Here is a 23,517-nt window from a genome sequence, read left to right on the forward strand (position 1 = left end):
AGAGAGAGACCTGCGTGCAGGTCTTTTTTCTATTCGATGGACAAATGTGGTAGCATACGGAGAGGATGGAGCGCGACGAGGTGATTGCATGGAAAACAACAAGCCCTTTACCGTAGAACGTCTCTTTCAGCTGCCTTTGTTTAAAGAGGCGAAGATCATGGCTGGCGAGAGCGGCATTTCCAAGGAAATTTATTATATCGACTGCATGGAAACGCCGACGCTGACGGGCTTTCTGCGGCCCAATGAGCTGATTTTGACGACCGGATACTCGTTTCGCCATGAGCCGACCCTCCTCTGCAGACTGTTGGACGAAATGCATCGGGCAGGCGGTACGGCGATCGGGATCAAAACGAAGCGATTCATTCACGAGGTGCCGCAGGAGGCGCTGGACAAAAGCAATTTGTACGGGATTCCGCTGTTTGACATTCCCCTCGAGACGACGTTTATCGATATGACCCACACGGTGATTGACCATATTCTCGGACGGCAGGCGTTCTTGCTGCGAGAGGTACGCGAGATCAATCAGCAGTTTACAAACCTGGTGCTGAATCGCCGAACGACGGAGCTGGTGGTTCTGATCGGGCATTTGCTGGGATGTGAGGCAGCGGTCATAAACGAGGCAGGCGAAGTAGAGAGCAGCACGACACGGTTTGGCGGCGTAGATTATGTAGAAAAGCGGCCGGTGCAGGTGGGCAGCAGAGTTATGTGGTATTTGGCCATTTCCCGTAAGCTCGGGGAGCAGGAGCACTTCGAAGAGATGTGCCTCGATCACGCGGTTACCGTGCTCGCTATCGAGTTTACGATTCGCCAGTCGCAGCAGATGCAGCGTGAGCGGGAGCAGGAGTCTTTTTTGGTGGAGCTGTTTTCCGGCTCCTCCCATCAAGAGGATCTGCTGCGCTATCGTGCCCAGCAGCTCGGTATTCCACTCGGCAAATTTTTCTATTGTATGGTGCTGCAAAACCGTTCAGCAGCAGACAAACAGGGCAGAGATGAGACCTTGACCCGGATGAACAACCTGCTGGTTCAGCGGGTAAACAAGCCTGGCGTGTACACGCGAAAAGCGGTTGTCATCAGTGATTCCCTGATCATTTTGTGTGCGACCGTTCATGACTCGGCGGAGAAGCAGCGGGCGGAAGCCGAACAGCTGCTGCGTGAGCTGATGGCCCCGGCAGAGGAGATATCTCCAAGTACGCAGCTGACGATTGGGATCGGTGGGATTCGTGAGCTGCTGTCCGATGTTCCGATGAGTCGGCAGGAAGCGCATAAAGCTATGGCGATCAGCTTGCACACGCAGCCCAAGCAGAAGATCGTTCACTTTCACGAGGTGCTAGTGGAGGATTTGCTCCTGGATGCTGCCGGACATCCTGTGCTGACCGCTCTGACTTCGATGCTGATCGAGCCGATTGTGGCGTATGACAAGGAGTATGGCACAGAGCTTCTGGCTACGCTGCATGCGTTTCTGCGTTTGGGCGGAAATACAAAGCGGGTAGCAGAGGAGCTGTTCATCCATCGCAATTCCGTCCTGTATCGACTGGATCGGGTAAACGAGATCATCCAGAATGACCTGAACGATCCGGAGGTGCGCTTTCGCCTAGATGTTGCCATGCGGGTATGGAAGACGAAGGATATTCATGCCAATCAGATGAAGTAAAAGCATTCGTACAATCAGTGTTTTGTGATGACGCCCAAAAATGGGGGTCATCTTTTGGGTCGCTTCCCATAGGGGAAAGCGGCCCATTTTTGTTATACTTTCAGAAAGTTTGATAAAGGTTGAAAGTATAGGAAAAACGAAGGCTTTCGCTATTTGGTGGCGATCAGCCAAATGAACAACAATCCATTGGAAAGGAGTGAGAATCTCAAGTTAATCGTTTCACTGGTTCCCTCGCAGCAGCACAGCCTTTCAAGACCTTTTGCGCGAACGTATCCCATCTGCAAAAGGAAGAAACAGTAGTAAGGAAGAGCGTTTAACGGGATATGTGCAATCATACAGATCATTTTACAAGGGGGTAGGAACATGGCCAAGGATAAAGCACCTAGAGAAAAACATCCCTCTGTTTTTGAGCCGTTTTCACTGCTATTGAACGTTGGTTTGTCCGTATTTGGGGCAATTATTGGGATGCAGTTGATTACATCGCTGGGGGTAACGCCAAGTACCTCGATCATTGGTGCGCTGGCTGCGATGCTGATCGCCCGGATTCCGATGGAGATCTTTTCAAAATACAGATCGATCCACCGGCAAAACCTGGTGCAAACGTCGATCTCGTCTGCGACATTCGGTGCGGCAAACAGCTTGCTGATACCAATCGGGATTCCGTTTGCGATGGGCAAGCCCGAGCTGATCGTTCCCATGCTGATCGGGGCAGGTCTTGCGATGTTTGTAGATACGGCTTTGCTGTACAAGCTCTTTGATTCCAAAGTGTTCCCGGCATCTGGCACATGGGCTCCTGGTGTGGCAACAGCCGAAGCGATCATCGCCGGTGATAAAGGTGGAAAACGCGGGGCGCTTTTGGGAGTAGGTACTGTCGTTGGTTTGCTTGGTTCTTATTTCGGCATTTCGATGTCGGCATTCGGGGTAGCGTTTATCGGAAACATCTGGGCGCTCGCGATGTTTGGGATCGGGCTTTTGCTCCGTCAGTACTCTGTACCGCTTTTCAATGTCGATGTAAACACGATGTACGTCCCGCACGGCTTCATGATCGGGGCTGGTATCGTTGCCTTGTTCCAAGTGGCGTTTATTATTTTCCGGAAAAAGAAACCGGTTACAACCTCTGCTGGTGTGGAAGAAGTGACCTATACCGTAGGGGACAAACAAACCTCCCGGACATTGGGACTCGGATTTATCGCTTACCTGGTTGTCGCTTTGATCGTCGCTTTGCTGGGCGGTTTGATGACAGACATGTCGTTTGGCATGCTGATCGGGTTCTTGCTCTTTGCTGCTTTTGCTGCGTATGTTCACGAATTGATCGTCGGGATCGCCGCGATGCACTCCGGTTGGTTCCCAGCGTTTGCGATTGCGTTGATCACGCTGATCATCGGGATGATGATCGGATTCCCGCCAGTGGCGTTGGCGCTTTTGGTCGGCTTTAGTGCTGCCACAGGTCCTGCTTTTGCAGACATGGGCTACGACCTGAAAACCGGTTACATCCTGCGTGGACAGGGTGCAGATGCACATGCTGAGCTGGAAGGCCGCAAGCAGCAGTACATCGCGGGTCTGATCGCATTTGGTGTGGCGCTGATCACTGTAGCATTCTCGTACAACAGCTTTTTCTCCCAAGGGCTCATCCCGCCGGTAGATAAAGTGTACGCCAGCACGATTGAAGCGGGTACATCCCCAGAGGTAGCGAAGCAGCTCTTGATGTGGGCGATTCCTGGCGCGATCCTGCAGCTGGTTGGCGGGTCCAGTCGTCAGGTTGGGGTTATGTTTGCAACTGGCCTTTTGATCCTCAATCCAAACGCAGGCTGGGCGGTACTGGGCGGTATTTTGATTCGCATGATCGTGCTGAAGCTGAAAGGCAAAGAAGCAGAAAGCACGCTCAGCATTCTCGCGGCTGGATTTATCGCCGGGGATGCGATCTACAGCTTCTTTAGTTCTGTTGTGAAATTTGCCAAAAAATAAAAAGCATCAGGAGATGGAGGAGAAACGAAATGGCGAAAGTGACCTTAACGACTTCCATGATGGAAGCAGCTGTATACGGCGGATGCGTACTTGGCGGAGGCGGAGGCGGATGGCTGGAGGATGGACTGGAATCAGGACGTCTCGCATTGGAAGTAGGAGCACCGCAGCTGTTCACGGCAGATGAAATGAACGATGAAGATCTGCTGGCGACGGTTGCACTGGTGGGGGCACCTGCCGCCACGGATCAATACACCAAACCGATGCATTACGTTCGTGCCCTGCAGCTGTTGGAAAAGACAATCGGTCAGCCGATCAAAGGGATCATCACCAATGAAAACGGGGCAGGAACGACGGTAAACGGCTGGTTCCAGGCAGCGGTGACCGGACTTCCTGTGATCGACTCCCCGTGCAATGGTCGTGCCCATCCTACCGGTCTGATGGGTGCGATGAATCTGCACGAGCTGGAAGGCTTCATTTCCCATCAAGCCGCTGTAGGTGGTAAGGATGAGCGCTATCACGAGGTATGCGTAAGTGGCCGCTTGCACCAGGCAGCTGGTCTGGTTCGCAAGCTTTCCGTAGAAGCAGGTGGACTGGTTGTCGTTGCCCGCAATCCGGTGACAGCCGCATACGCTCGGGCCAACGGTGCGCCTGGAGCGATCCAGCAAGCGATTGAGGTAGGGGAAGCACTGCTCGGGGCAAAAGGGGAAGCCGCCATCGATGCGGTTTGCCAGAAGCTCGGCGGACGTGTCGTCACAGCAGGGGTGGTAGATGAATTCGACTTGAATACCGCTGGCGGCTTTGACGTGGGTCGAGTGGTGGTCAACGGCCATGAGATGACGTTCTGGAACGAGTACATGACGCTCGAAGTGAACGGAGAGCGCCTCGGTACATTCCCGGATCTCATCATGACGCTGGATGCCGAGACGGCCAAACCGGTTGTCTCCGCCGCGGTGGAGAAAGGTCAAAAGCTCGCGATCATCCACGTGCCAAAAGAAAATCTGATATTAGGTGCGACGATGCGAAACCGCGAGCTGATGGCTTCCGTCGAAGGTGCCGTCAACAAACAGATTCTTTCCTACATCTTTGCGTAAGAACAACGAGAGCGACAACAAGGAGGTAACGTGCATGTCTTGGAAACAAACAATCACCGTCTTTGAGGCGCTGGATAGTGCGCATGTCAGCGGGGAGACGATCAAGGAGATTTTTGCCCCTTATCAAGAGGTGACGGTTAGCGTCCAAACCGTTACAGGAGAAGAAGGCAGCACCGATTTCGTGAAGATCGTCATCCCGGGTAAAAACGGAAAATCGACGGGCGGTACTGCACCAACCTTCGGGATCATCGGAAGATTGGGCGGAATCGGAGCACGTCCTAGCCGGATCGGCATGGTATCGGATGCGGATGGAGCGATTGCCGCGATTGCTTCTGCTTTGAAGCTGGCGGATATGCAAACAAAAGGGGACGTCCTCGCAGGGGATGTCATCATCAGCACGCATATTTGCCCGAATGCACCGACACAGCCGCATGAACCCGTCGATTTCATGGGTTCGCCTGTCGATATTTTGACCATGAACCGCTACGAGGTCATTCCAGAGATGGAAGCGATCCTCTCGATCGATACGACAAAAGGAAATCGCATCATCAACCACAAAGGGATCGCGATCTCCCCGACAGTCAAGGAAGGCTACATCCTGCGCATCAGCGAGGATTTGCTCCGCATCATGGAAATGACAACAGGTCAGCTCCCGGTCACTTTCCCAATTACGATGCAGGACATTACGCCATACGGAAATGACCTGTTCCACATCAACAGCATCCTGCAGCCTGCCGTTGCTACCGATGCTCCGGTAGTCGGGGTCGCCATTACGGCGCAGACAGCGGTTCCAGGCTGCGGTACGGGTGCCAGTCATGAATCCGATATCGCGCTTGCTGTCAAATTCGCGGTGGAAGTCGCGAAAGAGTTTACGAACGGCGTCACTACTTTTTATGACGAAGCCGAATACGCCCATATTCTCAGCCGCTATGGCTCGATGAAAAGGCTTCAAACGATGGGGAACGTAGCAGGCGAATAACAGGCAGATCGATTTTCTCCACGCAGCTTTTGTGGACCACCAGGCTTTTTGGCTTGGTGGTTTTTTTTTGCTGCAAGTATTGGCATGGGTGTTGCAATTCCTTTTTGAGTAGGAAAAGCTAGCAACCAAGGAAAGGAAGAATGCCGATGTTGGATCTGCTGAACGCACTCGCTTTTATCGTGGTAACGGGACTTGCCTTGTACATGTTTGCCCAAGTGGTTTACAGTCGAGTCGTTTTCATCAGACTGGGCCGCAAATCGAATCTGAAAGAGGATACGAGGCAGCGATTACAGGAAGTTCTCGTGAACGTATTTGGGCAAAAGAAGCTGTTAAAAGACAAGAAAAGCGGAATCATGCACGTCATCATGTTTTATGGCTTTATCATTTTGCAGCTGGGAGCACTCGAGTTAATCATCAAAGGGTTCGTCAAAGGCTTTGCCTATCCGATTGGCGGCGCTCACAAATATTTCAGCCTGCTGCAGGAGGTTACCACAGTTCTCGTTTTGCTTGCCGTCATCTACGCTTTTTATCGCCGGTATGTGGAAAAGTTGAAGCGGCTGAAACGGGGACTGAAGTCGGGGCTGGTGATCATTTTTCTGACAGTACTCATGTCTTCGATTCTGCTGAGTCTTGCCGCCGAGCAGCGCTGGGTGGGGGAGGAAGCGAGCTGGTTTGCGCCGTTTTCCTCTGTGATCGCATACTTGTTTGCCGGATTGAGCGAAGGGGCTGCGGGAGGGTTGTTTTACCTCTTCTGGTGGATTCATCTGCTGACTCTGCTCTCGTTTCTGGTGTATGTACCGCAGTCCAAGCACGCGCACTTGCTGTTCGCTCCAGTCAATGTGATGCTGCGAGATACCAAGCCGGTCGGGCAACTAACCACCATCGATTTTGAGGATGAAACGCTGGAGCAGTACGGGGCGGGGAAGATCGAGGATTTCCGGCAAAATCAGCTGATCGATCTGTACGCCTGCGTGGAGTGCGGACGCTGCACCCATATGTGTCCGGCATCAGGAACAGGAAAGACGCTGTCTCCCATGGATTTGATCGTCAAAATGCGCGACCACCTTACTGAAAAGGGAGCGGCAATCACCTCTCGCACCGCATGGATGCCCCGATTTGTTTTTCAGCCGAACGCAGCAGCTGTCCTTGCAGGTCCGGGTATGGATGAGGTTGCCGTCACAGCGGAGCATACGGCGAAGCAGCTGATCGGCGATGTGATCACAGAGGAAGAGCTGTGGGCGTGTACCACTTGCCGCAACTGCGAGGATCAGTGTCCGGTAGCGAATGAGCATGTAGAGAAAATCATTGATATGCGCCGCTTTCTCGTACTGACCGAAGGCAGCATGCCACACGAGGCGACCCGCTATTTCCAAAACATCGAGCGCCAAAGCAACCCGTGGGGAATCAATCGCAAGGAGAGAATCAAGTGGCGGGAGGGAAGGGAGGATCTCTCTATCCCGACTGTGAAGGAAACAGATGAGTTCGAATATCTCTTCTTTGTCGGCTCGATGGGCTCCTTTGACAACCGAAGCCAGAAGATCGCGCAAGCCTTCGCTAAAATCATGAATGTAGCAGGCGTCAAATTTGCCATCCTGGGCAACGAAGAGCGCAACTCTGGAGATACGGCAAGGCGTATGGGCAATGAATTTTTGTTCCAGCAGCTCTGTCAGGAAAACATCGCGACATTCCAGGCTCACGACGTGAAGAAGATCGTGACGATCTGCCCGCACACCTACAATACGTTTAAAAATGAGTACCCTGAATTTGGTCTGGAAGCAGAGGTGTACCACCATACCGAGCTGATCTGGAAGCTGATACAGGAAGGGCGCATCGTCCCAACCAATGAGGTGAAAGAAGCCGTCGCCTATCACGACTCCTGCTACATTGGCCGCTACAACGACATTTACGACATCCCAAGGCAAATCCTGGCGTCCGTCCCTGGCGTCTCGATTCTGGAAATGAAGCGAAGCCGGCAGGACGCGATGTGCTGCGGCGCTGGCGGCGGCATGATGTGGATGGAGGAAACGCAGGGAAAACGCGTCAACGTAGAGCGAACCGAACAAGCACTCCAGCTTGGCCCAACGACGATCGGCAGCAATTGCCCCTACTGCCTGACCATGCTAGGCGACGGAATCAAGGCAAAGGAAGCCGAGGAACAAGTAAAAGCGCTGGATATCGCAGAAATCGTAGAAAAATCGCTGATCGCAGGTTAACAAGCCTCTCACGGATGGGATGGACCGTCCGTGAGGGGTTTTTGGTTTGAAAAAAGCGAGGGCATTAGGGACACAGCCCAGGCGGAGTGGAAAAAGCGGAACCTGCCTTTCGCGTCCACCTCTGAACAGGCATCCGGGAGCCGACCACTTTGGATGCGGGGTCCGCTTTTGAAATGGAGCCGAACAGGAATGATCCCGTAGCAAGTGGCCCTACTAACGGAGCGTTTTCTCCCTTTTCCTCCCCTCCACCACAGCCTCTCAGACACCATTTTTAAAGCGAACGGAAAAGACCGTAATTCAAAGTTGAATCAAAAATTCAAAAATGATCAAGACAAGTATTCAGAAATGTTGTACTATTTAAACAATGGCAATTTAAGGGAAACTGAATAGCAAGGGAAGCTCGCACGGGATTGCTCATTCGTGTGTTTTTTTCTTGGTGGACTTTTCGTCAGCTGTCGATCTGAAAACGCTTTCGATCATGAAACTCAGGAGGGAACCAAAGTGCAGCATTGTCAAAAATGGTTGGAGTATCTACCCTTTCCTTTGGTGATTACGAATGCAGAGGACTGTATCGAGCATTACAATTTCCTTTTTGCCAGACTTGCTGGTGGAGATACGGTTGGTGCGGATGTGAAAACCGTGTTTGATCAGTGGAAGCCAGAAGAATCCTTTCTTGTTTCCGTTACCTTACATAACCGTCCCTATGTTTTGCTGCACCATTCCATCCTGGTAGAAGAGCAGCCGTTCACCTTGTACATCGTAGCGGATACCACACCGGTACAGCAGCTGCGCCAAGAGGTCGCCAATCTGGAAACGCAGCTGGAAGCCGTGATGGAAAGCTCCAATGACGGGATATACATCACTGACGAGAAAGGTGTGACATTGAAGGTCAACAGCGCGATTGAAAAGATGACCGGCTATCCCAAGCACTGCTTTGTGGGGCACAATGTCGCTGACTTGGTCAAGGAAGGGACGCTGAAACGCTCCATTACCTTAAAAGTGCTGGAGGAGAGAAAGCGAGTCGACTACGTGTATCAGTTATCGGAGAGGAAGGCATTCGCGACAGGCATCCCGATTTTGAAAGAAAACGGGGAAATTGACAAGATCATCACGAACGTGAGAGATCTGACGGAGGTCAATCACTACTACAACGAGCTGCAGCGGGCTTTTGAATTGAACAGCCAGTATCGCCGCGAGCTGGACCTGTTGAAAGGCAAGCTGAAGCTGATCGACTCGGATGTCGTCATCGAAAGCAAGCAAATGATTGATATTTACGATATGGCAGAGCGGGTGGCAGATGTCGATGCGACCGTTCTCATTTTAGGTGAAACGGGTGTCGGAAAGGACGTGCTGGCTCGGCATCTCTACGCCTCCTCCAAGCGCAGTCAAAAGGGAGAGTTCATCAAAGTAAACTGCGGTGCGATCCCTTACGATTTGCTGGAGTCGGAGCTGTTTGGCTACGAGGCAGGTGCCTTTACGGGGGCCAACAAAACGGGCAAGCCGGGCATGTTTGAGCTGGCGGACAATGGCATGCTATTTTTGGATGAAGTCGGTGAGCTGCCTCTCGCTCTTCAGGTGAAGCTGCTGCGGGTGCTGCAGGAAAGGGAAATTCAGCGCATAGGTGCGACAAAGTCCAAAAAAGTCGACGTGCGCTTGATAGCAGCGACGAACCGCGATTTGAAGCAGATGGTGGCAGAGGGCAAGTTTCGGGAAGACCTATACTTCCGGCTAAACGTGCTGCCTATTTCCATCCCGCCATTGCGAGAGCGAAAGGAAGATATCGTGCCGCTCGCCAATTCTGTGCTCGAAAAAATGAATCAAAAATACAGCACGGAGAAACGATTCGATGATAAGCTGGAACGCTTTTTTTACCATTACAAATGGTCGGGAAACGTCCGCGAGCTGACGAATCTGGTCGAGCGTCTGGTCCTCACTGTGCCGTCAAGCATTATCATGGTCGAGGATTTGCCCGTAGACTATGCCGAGTGTGAATGTGCAGGAAGCCATTCCGTAACCAGTGAGCTCAACCGAGTGATGACGCTAAAAGAAGCTGCCGAGATCGCTGAGCGGGAGATTCTAGCGCTCGCTGTACAAAAGTTCCATAGCACCTACAAGATGGCGGAGGAGCTGGGAACGAGTCAGGCAACGATCGTCAGAAAGCTGAAAAAATACAAGCTGTAAGGAAAAAACGAGAAGCATGCAGGCAGCCTCCGTAGGACAGGAGGCTGTCTTTTTTTGTCTCTGCTGCGGGGAGAACACTCTTTCTTTTGGCACGCTTTGTGCTTTATGAAACCTACGTATCCATCATTTCGAAAAGGCTGGAAAAAGGGGAGGGACACAAATGAACATCTTGGTACTGCTCAAGCAAACATTTGATACCGAAGAAAAAGTCGTCCTGCAGAATGGGAGAATCAGTGAAGATGGCGTGCAGTTTATCATCAACCCGTATGACGAGTACGCGGTGGAAGAGGCTGTCAAGCTGCGGGAAGAGGTCGGCGGTGAAGTAACAGTGATCACGGTCGGTCCGCAGCGGGCAGAGGATGCGATCCGCACAGCCTTGGCGATGGGAGCTGACCGTGGCGTACGGATTGATCCGGAAGACCTCGAATGTGACGAATGGACGATAGCCCAGCTGCTCGCGGCTGCGATTCAGACACGCCCCTTTGACTTGGTGATCGGGGGCAATATGGCAGTAGATTCGGGAGCAGGCCAGGTGGCACTGCGCGTTGCAGAGACCTTGGGGATCGCGCATGCTTCGGCGGTGACCAAGCTCGTGATCGAGAAAGATACAGCTACCGTCGAGCGCGACGTGGAAGGAGACGTCGAGATTGCCGAGGTCCCACTCCCCCTTCTGGTAACGGCACAGCAAGGATTAAACGAGCCGCGTTACCCCTCTTTGCCGGGCATTATGAAAGCGAAGAAAAAGCCGCTGGAGTACCTGACTTTTGATGATTTGGGAGTGAACAAAGAAGAGCTGGCTGCACGGACAGTCGTGCTCGATCAATTTTATCCACCGCAAAAAAAGGCGGGGCGGATCCTCGCCGGCGATTTCGGGCAGCAGGTGAGCGAGCTGGTCCAACTGCTGCGCAAAGAAGCGAAAGTCATCTAATAGAGGAGGAATACCCATGGGAAAAAAAGTCATGGTGCTTGCGGAAACAAAGGATGGAAAGCTGAGAAATGTTTCATTTGAAGCGCTGACGGTGGCGCAGAAGCTGGCAGCGGGCGGGGAAGTTGTCGCCGCTCTCATCGGGAATGGCGGAGCTGCTCATGTGGAAGCCATCAGCAAGTACGGTCCCAGCAAGCTGTATGTGGCGGAGGATGATGCCCTCGCTGTTTACACGCCTGATGCCTATGTACAAACGCTGCTCCAGCTGGTCCAAACGATTTCTCCCGATGTCATCCTGATGGGGCATACCGCGATCGGAAAAGAGATCGCACCTCGAGTGGCGGCTCGTTTGGGGCTAGGTCTGCTCACCGATTGCACTGCGATGGAAGACAGAGAGGGGAGCATTGCCTTTGACCGTCCCATCTACGCGGGAAAAGCATTTCAGAAGCGGGGATTCCAGGAAGGGGTCATCTTTGCGACCTTGCGTGCCAACAACTTTCAGCCGGTGGAGAACCCGGTGCAGACGCAGATCGTTCCCTTCCAGCCAAAGATCAAGGATATCCGAACGATTGTCAAAGAGATTGTGCGCAAAACGGCGGGCGGCGTCGATCTGAGTGAAGCAAAGATCATCATTTCCGGCGGGCGCGGGGTCAAAAGCGCAGAAGGCTTTGCCGTATTAAAGGAGCTTGCTGACGTACTTGGAGGCGCGGTCGGCGCATCACGCGGTGCCTGCGATGCCGGATACTGCCACTATGCGATGCAGATCGGGCAGACCGGAAAAGTCGTGACCCCTGATCTGTACATTGCTTGCGGCATCTCTGGAGCGATTCAGCATTTGGCGGGAATGTCGAACTCCAAATGCATCGTAGCGATCAACAAAGATCCGGAAGCTCCGATTTTTCAGGTGGCGGACTACGGGATTGTGGGCGATCTCTTCGAGGTGGTACCGCTTCTGACGGCGGAATTTCAAAACGTGCTGCTGACACAGGGGTAACGTCATGAATTACGAAAAAATCGGTCCCGTGGAAATCATCCCCGGAGAGAGTCAGAGCCGTTCGCCATTCTCCACCTCTCTTTTGATCCGCGACAAGAGTGGCGGGGAGAGCACACTGATCGATTGCGGCGGCGGCCCTTCCGTTTTCGCCTATTTGCAGCAGCAGTCGATCCGGCAAATCTTTTTGACACACTTTCATCCTGACCATACGAGCGGGACGCCTTTGTTTGATCAGACGCAAATCCTGATCAATCCGTATGACTACACAAGGCTCCTGCAGTTTGCGGAAATGAGGAAGACTGGGGCAAGCGGCGGCACGGATGCCAGAAAAGCAGTCGGAACCCCCCAACTGATCTATCCTTATGAGCAGGAGATCAGCATGTCAGGAACGACCGTCATCATGCTCCATGCACCCGGGCACAGCGAGGGCTTTTGCTGCCCCTATATCCCGGAGCATGGCATTCTGATGATCGGCGATATTGATTTGACCAGCTTCGGGCCTTGGTATTTTGGCCCTGACAGCGACATCGATCAGTTCATTGCTTCTGCTCGCATGACCTTGGAGGTAGACGCGAAATACTTTCTCACCTCCCACCAGAAGGGCATGGTATTGCGGGAGGAGTATCCGAGGAAGCTGGAGCAGTACCTGGAGATTATCGAGCGTCGCGAGGAGCGGATCAAGCAGGCGATCAAAAAAGGCTGCTCGCCGGCAGAGCTGATCCTGCAGGACGTGATCTATTTTCGCAAGGACCATGGGCAAGCAGCCTTTATCGTACGTAATGAGCAAATGGGAATCGCCAAGCATTTGAAGCGAATGATTCGCAAGGGAGAGCCGTTGGGTGATTACTTTCTGGAGTACGCCATGGCTCACAAGCTGAATCCGGAGCATGTGGACCAATTTACGCGTCCCGCCTTCGTAGGAGCGGCAAAGGCGGGCAGTGAAACAAAAATGAATTAATGAGTCAAAAATAAGTTACTCAGTTGTGGCTTACGATGAACGCACCTAAAAGACGGGGAGCAAATCAAATTTGACTTGGCAGGGTACAGCGGAGGCTGACAGGGTGGAAGAGCAGGAGGGATTCCAGCTTGCTCTTCACTGGCACGGTTGTTGCTAAAGATAAAGAGTGTGAACATTCAGATAGATACAGAGAGGGGAGGGTCGGCTAATCTCTGAGGTGATCCAAATTGAAATCGAAACGACCTACATGGAAGGAGACGTGAACGTTTACGTGCTGGCAGGTGACCCCGTTACCCTGATCGATAGCGGGATACCTGGGCAAGCGTCATTGGAGCAGCTGCAAGCAGGCTTAGCCAAGCATGGGCTTTCCCTTCACGACTTGCAGCAAATCATTGTGACCCATATGCACGACGATCACTGTGGCGGCGTGGCAGACATCCAGAGGCACGTAGACATTCCGATTTACGTCCACGAGCAGGCAAGAAGACAGCTGGCTTACGGCAAAGCTGTTCACGAGCAGTCGGAATCATTTTTTGACTCGTTCATTGCGCGGTGTGGTGCCGCAGATATTTTTCAGCGCAGGCAGCCCTATCGCCCGAAAGAGTGGAGGCACGTTCGGTACGTAAAAGATGGCGATACGGTAATGGCCGGTGGAACAGAGCTGAAAGTACTGTATGTGCCGGGACATAGTCAGAGCGACATTTGTTTGTGGAATGAAAGGACGGGGGACGCATTCGTCGGTGACTACCTGCTGGAACACATTTCCGCAAACGCTTTCATTACCCCGCCCGATCAAGAGCAGGAAGAGAGAGAAAAGCCACTCATCCAGCTGCGCGAGTCGTTACGGAAAACCTACGATTTGTCGTTTCGGACCATTTATCCGGGTCATGGTACCGCTTATTGCGGGCATCGGCGTGTGATTGACAAGCGTTTTACCGAACAAATGGAGCGCTGCGAGCGGATCTACGAGCATTTGAGAGAGAATCCACATTCGGTTTATGAGTTGAGCCACGCACTTTTTCCATTCTTACAGGGAAGATCGATCTTTTTAGGGCTATCGGAAATTCAGGGGCATTTGGACCTGCTGGAGGAGCAGGCTCGAGCTGCCGTTCAGATGGTTGGCAAGGTGGCCCACTATCGGGCGATTTAGAAAAGGAGGCTTGGGAATGGGGCAGTTGACAGGCAGGGTAGCGGTGGTGACGGGGGCTGGTCGCGGCATTGGAGCGGCGACGGCACAAAGACTGGCGAAAGACGGTGCAAAGGTGGGGGTAATCGATCTGAAAGAGGAAGCCTGCCTGGAAACCGTGCAGTCAATCCAGGAAGCGGGCGGTGAAGCGATCGCCATCGGCTGCAACGTGGCAGACTCGAAAGATGTAGATGAAGCCTTTGCCAAAGTGGCCGCCAAGTTTGGCAGACTCGACATCCTGGTGAACAATGCAGGCGTGCTGCGGGATAATCTGCTCTTCAAAATGAGCGATGACGACTGGGATACGGTCATGAACGTCCATCTAAAGGGGAGCTTTCTGTGCAGTCGCGCGGCGCAAAAGTACATGGTTGAGCAGCGCTACGGAAAAATCGTCAATACGAGCAGCACTTCTGCATTGGGCAATCGCGGGCAGGCCAACTATTCCGCAGCGAAAGCAGGCTTGCAGGGCTTTACGAAGACACTGGCCATCGAGCTTGGCCCATTCAACATCAACGTCAATGCCGTTGCTCCTGGCTTCATTGCGACGGACATGACACGCCAGACAGCAGAGCGGGTAGGGGCTGATTTTGAAGAAAATCAACGCCTGGCTTCGCAGCGAATCCCGTTGCGGCGTGTGGGCCAGCCGGAGGACGTAGCAAATCTGGTGGCGTATCTGGTGAGTGACGATGCGAGCTATGTGTCTGGTCAAGTCATTTATATCAACGGCGGCAGCCGCTAATTAAGAGGAGGAATGCAGGATGGATTTCACATTAACCGATGAACAACGCATGATACAACGTACGGTACGGGATTTCGTACAAAAGGAAGTCATGCCCTATGAGCAGCAGGTGCTGCGCAACGAACGGGAAGGCAAGCCAGGGATCTCCCGTGAAGAAGTGAAAGCGCTGCAGCAAAAAGCGAAAGCAGCGGGCTTCTGGGGAATCAATACGCCTGAGGAATACGGCGGAGCCAATCTCGGTCCGATCATGAGTGCCTTGATTACCATGGAGCTGGGCCGAACCTTCGTCCCCTTCAACTTCGGCGGGAGTGCGGATAACATTTTGTATCACTGCAACGAGGAGCAAAAGAAAAAATATTTGATTCCATTGATTAATGGCGAGCGCCGTTCCTGCTTTGCGATCACAGAGCCAGGAGCGGGGTCGGATGCACGGAGCATTCGCATGACGGCAGTCAAGGACGGCGACGAGTATGTGCTGAATGGGGAAAAGACATTCATCACGAACGGAAATGAAGCGGACTTCGTGATGGTATTCGCGGTAACGGACAAGGAAAAAGGCGCAGATGGCGGAGTGACCTGCTTCCTGGTGGACCGTGACATGGGCTGGCGCTCGGAAAACATCCCGACGATGGGCGAATGGGGACCTGCCTCTCTCGTCTTTGAAAACGTCCGTGTACCGGAAGAAAACATTTTGGGCGAGCTGGGCAAAGGCTTCAACCTGAGTATGAAATGGATTGGTCAAGGGCGCTGGGCGATTCCAGCACGTGCAGTAGGGGCGGCAGAACGCTTGCTGCAAATGGGGATTGATTATTCCAAGCAGCGTGTTACCTTTGGCAAACCGATCGCGGAGCGTCAAGCGATCCAATGGATGATCGCCGATTCTGCTGTAGAGATCGAAGCAGCCAAATGGATCGTGCTGCGCGCCGCATGGATGGTGGAAAACGGCATGGATGCCCGTCACCAATCCTCCATCGCCAAGCTGTTCGGATCGGTCATGGCGAACCAGGTCGTGGACCGCGTGCTGCAAATTCACGGCGGTATGGGCTACACCAAGGAGCTGCCCATCGAGCGCTGGTACCGCGAAGCTCGCTTGTGGCGCATTTTTGAAGGAACGGATGAGATTCAAAAACGGACGATCTCCCGCAACCTGCTCAAAGGCCATGTGAAAGTGGGCGAGCTCTTGTAAAACCGAATCGATTCTATGAAAGGAGGGCTCTTCTTTGGTACTTGATCGCAGTGTGATTGGCAGCACAAGCGAGTCGAAAGTGGTAGAGATCGAAAAAGGGGCAATCCGGACGTTTGCCAATGCGATTGGCGACCCCAATCCTCTCTATACGGATGAGGAATTTGCGAAAAAACACGGCTTTGCCAGCTTGGTCGCACCTCCGACATTCCCGACGACATTCCGTGTACCCAATCCCAATCTTCAAATCAAGGCGGCGCGCGTGCTGCATGGCGAGCAGGAGTATAGCTATGTACGTCCGATCGTCGCAGGAGAGTCGCTGCGCTGCACGAGCAAGGTAGTCGATGTGTACGAGCGCGCAGGAAAACTAGGGGCGATGACCTTTCTGGTAACGGAAATTCGCGGCGAGGATTTGGATGGGAATCTGGTATTCACGGGAAGAAGCACGATCATTCTGTAAGGCTGGTCAGGAAAGGAGGATAGGTCCATGCAGTCGATTCGCTGGGACGAAATCGAGGTAGGACAGCAGCTGGAACCATTGATTCAAACGGCTATAGATAAAGTGCAATTGGTGAAATACGCAGGAGCTTCCGGAGACTTTAATCCGATTCATACGGATGACGAGACGGCGCGCAAGGTAGGCCTTCCTGGCGTGATCGCCCACGGCATGCTGAGCATGGGCTTTCTCGCAGAGCATGCTGCCGGGATCGTGGGAACGCACGGGTTTGTGAGCCGCTTGAAGGTGCGCTTTGCCGGAATGGTATTTCCAGGAGACGTGCTGACCTGCCATGCAAAGGTGGTAGCCAAGGACGAGACAGAGCGTACCGTTGGCCTGGAGGTTCGGATTGAACGGGAAGAGGGAAAAGCCTTAACAGTCGGGGAAGCGTCGCTTACGTACTATCAGACCGCCTGACCATCCCTCCTGTCTTGCATGAAAGAGGGTGGATCTCACGCGAAAGGCTTCCATTTGGCTCCTGCTCTCAACCATGTTTCTCACGAGCTTGGGATTTGGGGTAATCTTGCCCACCTTGCCTTTTTTATCAAAACACTTGGGTGCCACTCCTCTGGAAATGGGGCTGGCGATCTCCGTCTTTTCGGTCGCCTCCTTATTCTCCAGCTTTCTCTGGGGCGCGGCAAGCGATAGGCTCGGACGTCGACCTGTCCTGATCATGGGCATCGTCGGCTATGGTTTGTCCTCCGCACTTTTGGCGCTGGCACCCAATATTACGGTATTGCTGATCCTGCGGTTCCTGGCAGGGATGATGGCATCAGCCGTATCACCGTCTTCGATGGCATTGGTGACAGAGCTGACCAGTGCCGAGGAACGGCCGCGAATACTGGGCTATATGGGCTCGATCAATGGCATTGGTTTTATTTTCGGGCCGCCGGTTGGAGCGTTTCTCAGTATCTTTGGCATTGGGGTGCCTTTTGCCAGTGTCGGATTGCTTTCGATTCTCAACGGACTTTTGGCGATGCGCTTTTTGCCGAGAGGGAGCAAGCCTGCGGAAGGGGCTTCGGAAGCGATCCGCCCGGAAGTGAACAAAGAAAACGCATGGGTGGCTGGGGTAAAACGATTAGGCTTACTGCTGAAAAACAGGATGATCGCGCCGCTTCTGTTCGGATCGTTTGTCATCGCATTGGCGGACGCGAGCATATCCTCAACGCTTTCCTACTACATCACAGGCCCGCTTCAGTCGACGCAGACGATGGCGGGCTGGGCGTTCATGATGAATGCAGGGGTGAGTGCGATTGCCCAGGCAACCGTCTTTGCCCGTATCTTTACCCGCTACGGAGACATGATGACGATTGTGATTGGCTTTTCCTTTGGAGCAGTCGGCTTCTTTCTTCTGGGACTCTCTCAATTGCTGGTGTGGGCATTTGGCGCAGTAGCGCTCCTTTCTCTTTGTCGTGGTCTTGCTTTTCCTTCGATTACGACCGGGATTTCCTTGCGAATCTCGTCGGCATTGCAGGGCAGCGGTTTTGGTTCCTACAACACAGTAGGCAGCTTGGGACGTACGCTAGGGCCGTTGATTGCCGGATGGCTGTTCTCGGTGCATGCGAGCAGTCCGTTCTTCTTCTCCGGTGGGCTGCTGCTTCTGACGGTCGGCGCCTTTCTGCTCTGGACGCGTCGGGAGAGGAAAACGTCTGCACATCAGCAATCCAATACCGTTCAGAAAACAGTTTAGTGGGGGTGAGTGGTTTTGAAATCCGAGCGTATAGCGGCGATTGTGGGGGTCGCCGAGTCTGATCTAGGTTTGGTGCCAGGGAAAAACGTGCTGCAGCTGCAGGCACAAGCGGCAAAAGCGGCGCTGGATGATGCTGGCTTCACAAAAGACGATGTGGATGCACTCTTTACCGCGGGGAACTGGGCATGGGCGCCCAATTTGATGCTGGGAGAATATTTGGGCATCAAGCCGAAATTTACGGATGGAACCAATATAGGCGGGTCTTCATTTGAGTCGCATGTCGGGCATGCTTTGGCAGGGATTCGAGCAGGACTGTTCGATGTAGCGCTGATCACTTATGGCAGCACCCAGCGCTCCAATCCTGCACGGGGCGCTGCCGTCCCTTTTGCTCCTCTCACCGAGCAGTATGAGCGATCCTTTGGCTTGCCCATGACAGTCGGGGCGTATGCGCTGGCGGCCATGCGGCACATGCACCAGTACGGGACGACATCGGAGCAGCTGGCAGAGATCGCGGTAGCTACGCGCAAATGGGCAATGAAAAATGAAAAAGCGATGATGCGCGAGCCGATCGAGATCGAGGATGTTCTGAAATCCCGGATGATTGCAGAGCCGCTGCATCTTCTGGACTGCTGCCTGGTGACGGATGGCGGCGGGGCTGTGGTGGTGGCGTCTGCACGGGCAGCGGCTCGGGCGAAAAAACGTCCGGTCTGGATTCTCGGACACGGAGAGACGCATACCCACAATTCCATTGCCAACATGCCTGATTTGACGATGACAGGAGCGCGTGAATCCGGTCGCCGCGCCTTTGAGATGGCGGGAGTGACGCATGATGAGATCGATGTGGCAGAAATTTACGATTCGTTTACCATCACCGTACTGCTCACCTTGGAAGCGCTCGGCTTCTGCAAGCCAGGTGAGGGCGGGGCGTTTGTCAGCGGTCAGCGAACCGCACCAGGCGGGGCGTTCCCGATGAATACCAACGGCGGAGGGCTTTCCTATACCCATCCAGGCATGTACGGGATCTTTTTGCTGATCGAAGCGGCCCGCCAGCTTCGGGGGGAAAGCGGAGAGCGTCAGGTGCCAGATGCCAAGCTTGCTTTGGTCAACGGTACAGGCGGCGTCCTCTCATCCACATCAACGGTTATTCTGGGGAGGGATTAATATGGCGGGCCAAATTCCAAAGCCGGTGGTCGACAGCGATTCCAAGCCGTATTGGGATGGCTTGAACAACCACGAGCTCATGATCCAGCATTGCGATGATTGCAGCAAGCACATTTTTTATCCGCGGCTCTTATGTCCACACTGCTTTTCCGATCAGATCTCATGGACACAGGCGAGCGGACAGGGAAAAATCTACAGCTATACCGTTGTTCATCGAGCGTTTGGTCCGTTTGCTGATCAGGCTCCCTATGTAGTGGCGATCGTTGAGCTAGCAGAGGGCGTGCGAATGATGACGCGGATCACCGGAAATCGGGAGGACATTGCCATCGGTAAACCGGTTACGGTCACCTTCGAGAAAGTGGACGATGATCTCACTCTGCCTTATTTCAAGCTAGTCTAGCTACAAAGCAGGTTGAATTGAACTGGAGGTGTCGGTATTGAGTGGAAAGGCAAAAGTAGCCGTATCCCCCGAACGTTTGCGGGAGTTTTTCCATCCGCGCAATGTAGCGCTGATCGGGGCAACAGACAAGTCCATGTGGTCGGTTTTCACCTATAAAAATCTGAAGATTATGAATTTTAGTGGTGAAATCTACTGTGTTAACCCCAATCGGGATGTCGTGCACGGGCAAAAAGCGTATCACTCCCTGCTAGATATTGAGGACTCGATTGATTTGGCTTACGTCATGGTCCCTTCCAGTCACATCATGCAGGTGATGAAGGAAGCGGCAGAGAAAAAAATCCGCAATCTGGTCCTCTTGACGGCTGGCTTTAGTGAGCTGGGGGAAGCGGGACAAAAGCTGGAGCAGGAGCTGCTCGCCTTTGCCAAAGAGCATGATCAGCTGATTCTGGGACCAAACGGCAACGGGTTCGTCAACGTTACCTCGAGCCTGACGCCGTATGGATTGCCGATCACGCCGCCGCTCAAGGCAGGGCCGGTCGGTGTGGTTCTGCAGAGCGGCGCGTTGGCCAGCTCGATTATGACACTGGCGCAGGTACGCAATGTGGGGCTGAGCTTCCTCGTAGCGATGGGCAACGAGACGATGATTTCGGCGACGGATATTATCGATTATTTGATCGAGGATGAGTCGACAAAGGTCATTGCCCTGTTCCTGGAGTCGATCCGGCAGCCTGAAGAGTTTGCGCGGGTAGCCAAAAAAGCGCTGCAGTACGGCAAACCTGTCGTTGCGCTGAAGATCGGACGCAGTGAAAAAAGCGCACATACCGCGATGGCACATACCGGTGCACTGGTCGGGGATGACGCGGTCAATGACGCGGCGTTCCGTCAGCTCGGCGTCATTCGCGTCAACTCTCTGGAGGATCTGCTCACGACAGCAGGGCTATTAGGTTACACACCGCCGCTGTTTGGACGAAGAATGGGCGTCGTAACACCTTCTGGAGGGGCCTGCGATATTTTGTCAGATCGCTCTGCAGATGAGAAGATCGAGCTGCCGGAGTTCTCGCCGCAAACGGTGCAAGCGCTCAAGGAGATCGTCCCAAGCTTTTCCACCGTGCACAATCCGCTCGATGTGACGGGATACGTCGTTGTGGACAGAACCTTGATGCGGCGGGCCTTGGCGGCAGTCTCGCAGGACCCTGAGCTGGATTTCATCATCTCATTGGTAGACCCGCCCAGGGTAGAGCCGGAGGACGTCGCCCCCGTCTACGAGCAGTACGAAGAGCTGTCCAAAATCGTGAATAACGCCGCGTGTCCAATCATTCTCGTGATGAACACCTCACTGGAGATGACTCCGTTCGGACAGAAGGTGGCCGACAAGTACGGTCTCCATTTCGTGGGGGGGATGGAGCACGGACTTACCGCACTAGGGAAAGCGGTCTGGTGGAACGAGAAATATCGGGCGACGAAAGCGGCGGCGGCAAACAAGGCGCATCCTGTGGCCCCGTTGGCTGTAGATGTATCAGGCGGCGAATGGTCCGAATACCAGGCGCGCAAGTTTTTGGAGGAGCACGGCGTACCGGTCGTTCCTGGCTTGCTCGCGACGAAGCTGGAGGAAGCCCTCTCGGCAGCTGAAAAGGTAGGCTACCCGGTAGCGATGAAAATCCAATCCGAGGATATCGCGCATAAAAGCGATATTGGCGGCGTGAAGCTGGGACTTGCTTCCGCGGCAGAGGTAGCGGATGCCTATCAGGAGATCTTAGAGAACGTACAAAAACGAGCACCAGGCAGTCGAATCGAAGGGATGCTCATAAGCCCGATGCGGCCGCCGGGAACGGAGCTTTTGGTGGGGATTGTCAATGACCCGCTGTGGGGCTTGGTACTGGCGGTAGGAATAGGCGGCGTTTTCGTCGAGGTGTTCAAGGACACCAGCCTGCGTGTGCTGCCGGTTGAGCGTGATGAGATCAGAGTGATGCTAGAAGAGCTGCGCGGCATTCCTTTGCTGAAAGGAACGCGCGGCAGAGTCGCTGCCGATCTGGAGAAGGTAACGGATGCGATCTACAAAGTGAGTCAGCTTGCTTTTTCTGCAAAACAAAGTCTGCAGGAGCTGGAAATCAATCCACTCTGGGTAAATGGCGGGCAAGTCGAGGCGCTCGATGCCTTGATGAAGTGGAAACAAACGGATAGAGTCGTCTCCCAATAACATTCCTTTCGCGGCGTTCAGCAAGATCTGAGGCAAGGTCTGCTGGACGCCATCACCTACCAAATGCAACGCTAGTGACTCGGTGCGTTTCGTTTGAGTTTGCTCTTATTCTTTGGATTTGTAAGCGCTTTACCACTAAAGGAGGCGACGAAAAATGCCAAAAAGCACGGGATTATTGTCCCGGGAACTCACGGAATATCCAGTCGGAGGAAAAAGGATCTGGTTATTGTTTATCGCTATTCTCGCTAATTTTATCGCATCCTACGAAGCTCAGATCGCACCGGTGCTGCCGCTCCTGTTGAATGATTTGAACATTACGCTCGCCCAGTACGGTGTCGTCTCTGCGATTTCCGTCATTGCCTCCGCCATCTCGGGCTTGATCGTTGCCCCTCTGTCAGACAAATACGGCCGCGTCCGCTTTTTGGTTCCGGGCTTGTTCCTCACCGCTGTTTGCGTCTTTTGCATGGCTCTCGTCAGCTCGCTCTCGGGACTTTTACTCCTGCGTATTTTGCTCGCATTCGTCGATGGTTTGGCCCTGGGAACGACGGCAGGCTTGGTGCGTGACTTCTCGCCACGCCTCGGCCGTGCACTCGCCTTTGGATTTTGGACGTTTGGGCCAGTGGGCTCCAACTTTTTCGCAGCAGCAATGGCAGGATGGACACTGCCCATCTATCAGTCGTGGCAGTCGCAGTTTATTATAGGAGGAACCGTTGCGACCGTTTCGGCGATCGTCATCATGTTTAATATTCGTGACTTGTCTCCGAAGCTTCGCGCCCATGTTATTGAAAATGAGGTGGAGCTAAACAAAAAAGCGTCAGAAGACAAGAAGACTGTCGTCAAACCGAAGATGCGCGATATTTTGGGGATTCCTCACATCTGGATGCTCAGCATCGGTGTTTCCTTCTTTTTGCTCACCTATTTGACGATCGCATCATTCGGCCCGAAAATGCTGGTAGATGCTTTCGGCTATGAACCACATGCGGCGGCATCCATCGCCAAGTATTTCTGGCTGTTTAACCTGCTGACACTGCTTATCGCAGGCTGGGTCTCTGACCGACTGCAGCTGCGAAAAATCGTATCGCTGACAGGAGCTATTCTGTTTGCCCTCTATATGCTGTTCTTCCTCTCGCTGTTTGGCAAAGAGGTGTCCGATGGTGCCATGATGATCTATACTTCCATTCTCGGTGGTCTGATTGGTATCGCTTATGGTCCATGGTGTGCCCTGTTTTCGGAAAATGCAGAGGACGTCAACCCTTCCCTGCAATCCTCTGCGTGGGCGGTGTTTGGGCTCGTATCCAAAATGATGGGCATTTTGACTACCTTGATCGCTCCTCTGGTCGTGGCTGCTTCCGGCTGGGATTCCTGGCTGTGGATCGCGGTGGGAGTGGGAGTCATCATTTACATCCCATGCCTGTTTGCTGGAAAAGGACCATGGCTCCGTAAGAAAGTGGAACATAAACCCATCACGACTGTTCAGTAGCCTGTTTGCTGGTGGCTAGAGAGGGGAA

At 53.4% G+C, this 23,517-nt stretch carries 19 protein-coding genes; all 19 read left to right on the forward strand.

Annotation, left to right across the window (positions count from 1 at the left end; genetic code table 11):
* Positions 1-88 precede the first annotated feature (88 nt).
* Positions 89-1,651 (forward strand): PucR family transcriptional regulator, encoded by a 1,563-nt coding sequence (locus tag EDM59_RS13950; RefSeq protein WP_122924162.1) that lies wholly within the window; start codon positions 89-91, stop codon positions 1,649-1,651.
* 363 nt (positions 1,652-2,014) lie between these two features.
* Positions 2,015-3,616, forward strand: a complete 1,602-nt coding sequence (locus tag EDM59_RS13955) for an OPT/YSL family transporter (protein WP_122924163.1) — start codon at positions 2,015-2,017, stop codon at positions 3,614-3,616.
* Positions 3,617-3,645: 29 nt separating this feature from the next.
* On the forward strand, positions 3,646-4,707 hold the full coding sequence (locus EDM59_RS13960; RefSeq protein ID WP_122924164.1) for an S-methyl thiohydantoin desulfurase family protein: 1,062 nt from the start codon (positions 3,646-3,648) through the stop codon (positions 4,705-4,707).
* A 34-nt stretch (positions 4,708-4,741) separates the two neighbouring features.
* Positions 4,742-5,686, forward strand: a complete 945-nt coding sequence (locus tag EDM59_RS13965) for a DUF1177 domain-containing protein (protein WP_122924165.1) — start codon at positions 4,742-4,744, stop codon at positions 5,684-5,686.
* Between the two features lie 146 nt (positions 5,687-5,832).
* Positions 5,833-7,899 carry a (Fe-S)-binding protein gene (locus EDM59_RS13970; RefSeq protein WP_122924166.1) on the forward strand — a complete coding sequence of 689 codons (2,067 nt, stop codon included), beginning with the start codon at positions 5,833-5,835 and terminating at the stop codon, positions 7,897-7,899.
* A 501-nt stretch (positions 7,900-8,400) separates the two neighbouring features.
* The gene (locus EDM59_RS13975; protein ID WP_122924167.1) at positions 8,401-10,080 is read left to right on the forward strand and encodes a sigma-54 interaction domain-containing protein; all 1,680 of its coding nucleotides are present in this window, start codon (positions 8,401-8,403) and stop codon (positions 10,078-10,080) included.
* Between the two features lie 160 nt (positions 10,081-10,240).
* Positions 10,241-11,008 carry an electron transfer flavoprotein subunit beta/FixA family protein gene (locus EDM59_RS13980; RefSeq protein WP_122924168.1) on the forward strand — a complete coding sequence of 256 codons (768 nt, stop codon included), beginning with the start codon at positions 10,241-10,243 and terminating at the stop codon, positions 11,006-11,008.
* A gap of 16 nt (positions 11,009-11,024) precedes the next feature.
* The gene (locus EDM59_RS13985; RefSeq protein ID WP_092266309.1) at positions 11,025-11,999 is read left to right on the forward strand and encodes an electron transfer flavoprotein subunit alpha/FixB family protein; all 975 of its coding nucleotides are present in this window, start codon (positions 11,025-11,027) and stop codon (positions 11,997-11,999) included.
* Between the two features lie 4 nt (positions 12,000-12,003).
* Complete coding sequence (locus EDM59_RS13990; protein ID WP_122924169.1) at positions 12,004-12,957, forward strand: MBL fold metallo-hydrolase; 954 nt, start codon at positions 12,004-12,006, stop codon at positions 12,955-12,957.
* A gap of 217 nt (positions 12,958-13,174) precedes the next feature.
* Complete coding sequence (locus tag EDM59_RS13995) at positions 13,175-14,107, forward strand: MBL fold metallo-hydrolase (RefSeq protein ID WP_122924170.1); 933 nt, start codon at positions 13,175-13,177, stop codon at positions 14,105-14,107.
* Between the two features lie 16 nt (positions 14,108-14,123).
* Entirely contained in the window at positions 14,124-14,882 is a 759-nt protein-coding gene (locus tag EDM59_RS14000; protein ID WP_122924171.1) for a beta-ketoacyl-ACP reductase, read from the forward strand.
* 19 nt (positions 14,883-14,901) lie between these two features.
* Positions 14,902-16,068, forward strand: a complete 1,167-nt coding sequence (locus EDM59_RS14005) for an acyl-CoA dehydrogenase family protein (RefSeq protein ID WP_122924172.1) — start codon at positions 14,902-14,904, stop codon at positions 16,066-16,068.
* 34 nt (positions 16,069-16,102) lie between these two features.
* On the forward strand, positions 16,103-16,525 hold the full coding sequence (locus EDM59_RS14010) for a MaoC family dehydratase N-terminal domain-containing protein (RefSeq protein WP_122924173.1): 423 nt from the start codon (positions 16,103-16,105) through the stop codon (positions 16,523-16,525).
* Positions 16,526-16,552: 27 nt separating this feature from the next.
* Positions 16,553-16,978, forward strand: coding sequence for a MaoC/PaaZ C-terminal domain-containing protein (locus EDM59_RS14015; RefSeq protein ID WP_122924174.1), 426 nt, complete (start codon positions 16,553-16,555; stop codon positions 16,976-16,978).
* Between the two features lie 28 nt (positions 16,979-17,006).
* Complete coding sequence (locus EDM59_RS14020) at positions 17,007-18,251, forward strand: MFS transporter (protein ID WP_122924175.1); 1,245 nt, start codon at positions 17,007-17,009, stop codon at positions 18,249-18,251.
* Between the two features lie 9 nt (positions 18,252-18,260).
* Positions 18,261-19,412 carry an acetyl-CoA acetyltransferase gene (locus EDM59_RS14025; protein WP_246011048.1) on the forward strand — a complete coding sequence of 384 codons (1,152 nt, stop codon included), beginning with the start codon at positions 18,261-18,263 and terminating at the stop codon, positions 19,410-19,412.
* Position 19,413: 1 nt separating this feature from the next.
* Complete coding sequence (locus EDM59_RS14030) at positions 19,414-19,812, forward strand: Zn-ribbon domain-containing OB-fold protein (RefSeq protein WP_092266301.1); 399 nt, start codon at positions 19,414-19,416, stop codon at positions 19,810-19,812.
* Positions 19,813-19,849: 37 nt separating this feature from the next.
* Entirely contained in the window at positions 19,850-22,009 is a 2,160-nt protein-coding gene (locus tag EDM59_RS14035) for an acetate--CoA ligase family protein (RefSeq protein WP_221176054.1), read from the forward strand.
* A gap of 154 nt (positions 22,010-22,163) precedes the next feature.
* Positions 22,164-23,489 carry an MFS transporter gene (locus EDM59_RS14040; protein WP_122924177.1) on the forward strand — a complete coding sequence of 442 codons (1,326 nt, stop codon included), beginning with the start codon at positions 22,164-22,166 and terminating at the stop codon, positions 23,487-23,489.
* Positions 23,490-23,517: the final 28 nt, after the last annotated feature.

The organism is Brevibacillus nitrificans, assembly GCF_003710965.1.
GTDB classification, from domain to species: Bacteria; Bacillota; Bacilli; order Brevibacillales; family Brevibacillaceae; genus Brevibacillus; species Brevibacillus centrosporus.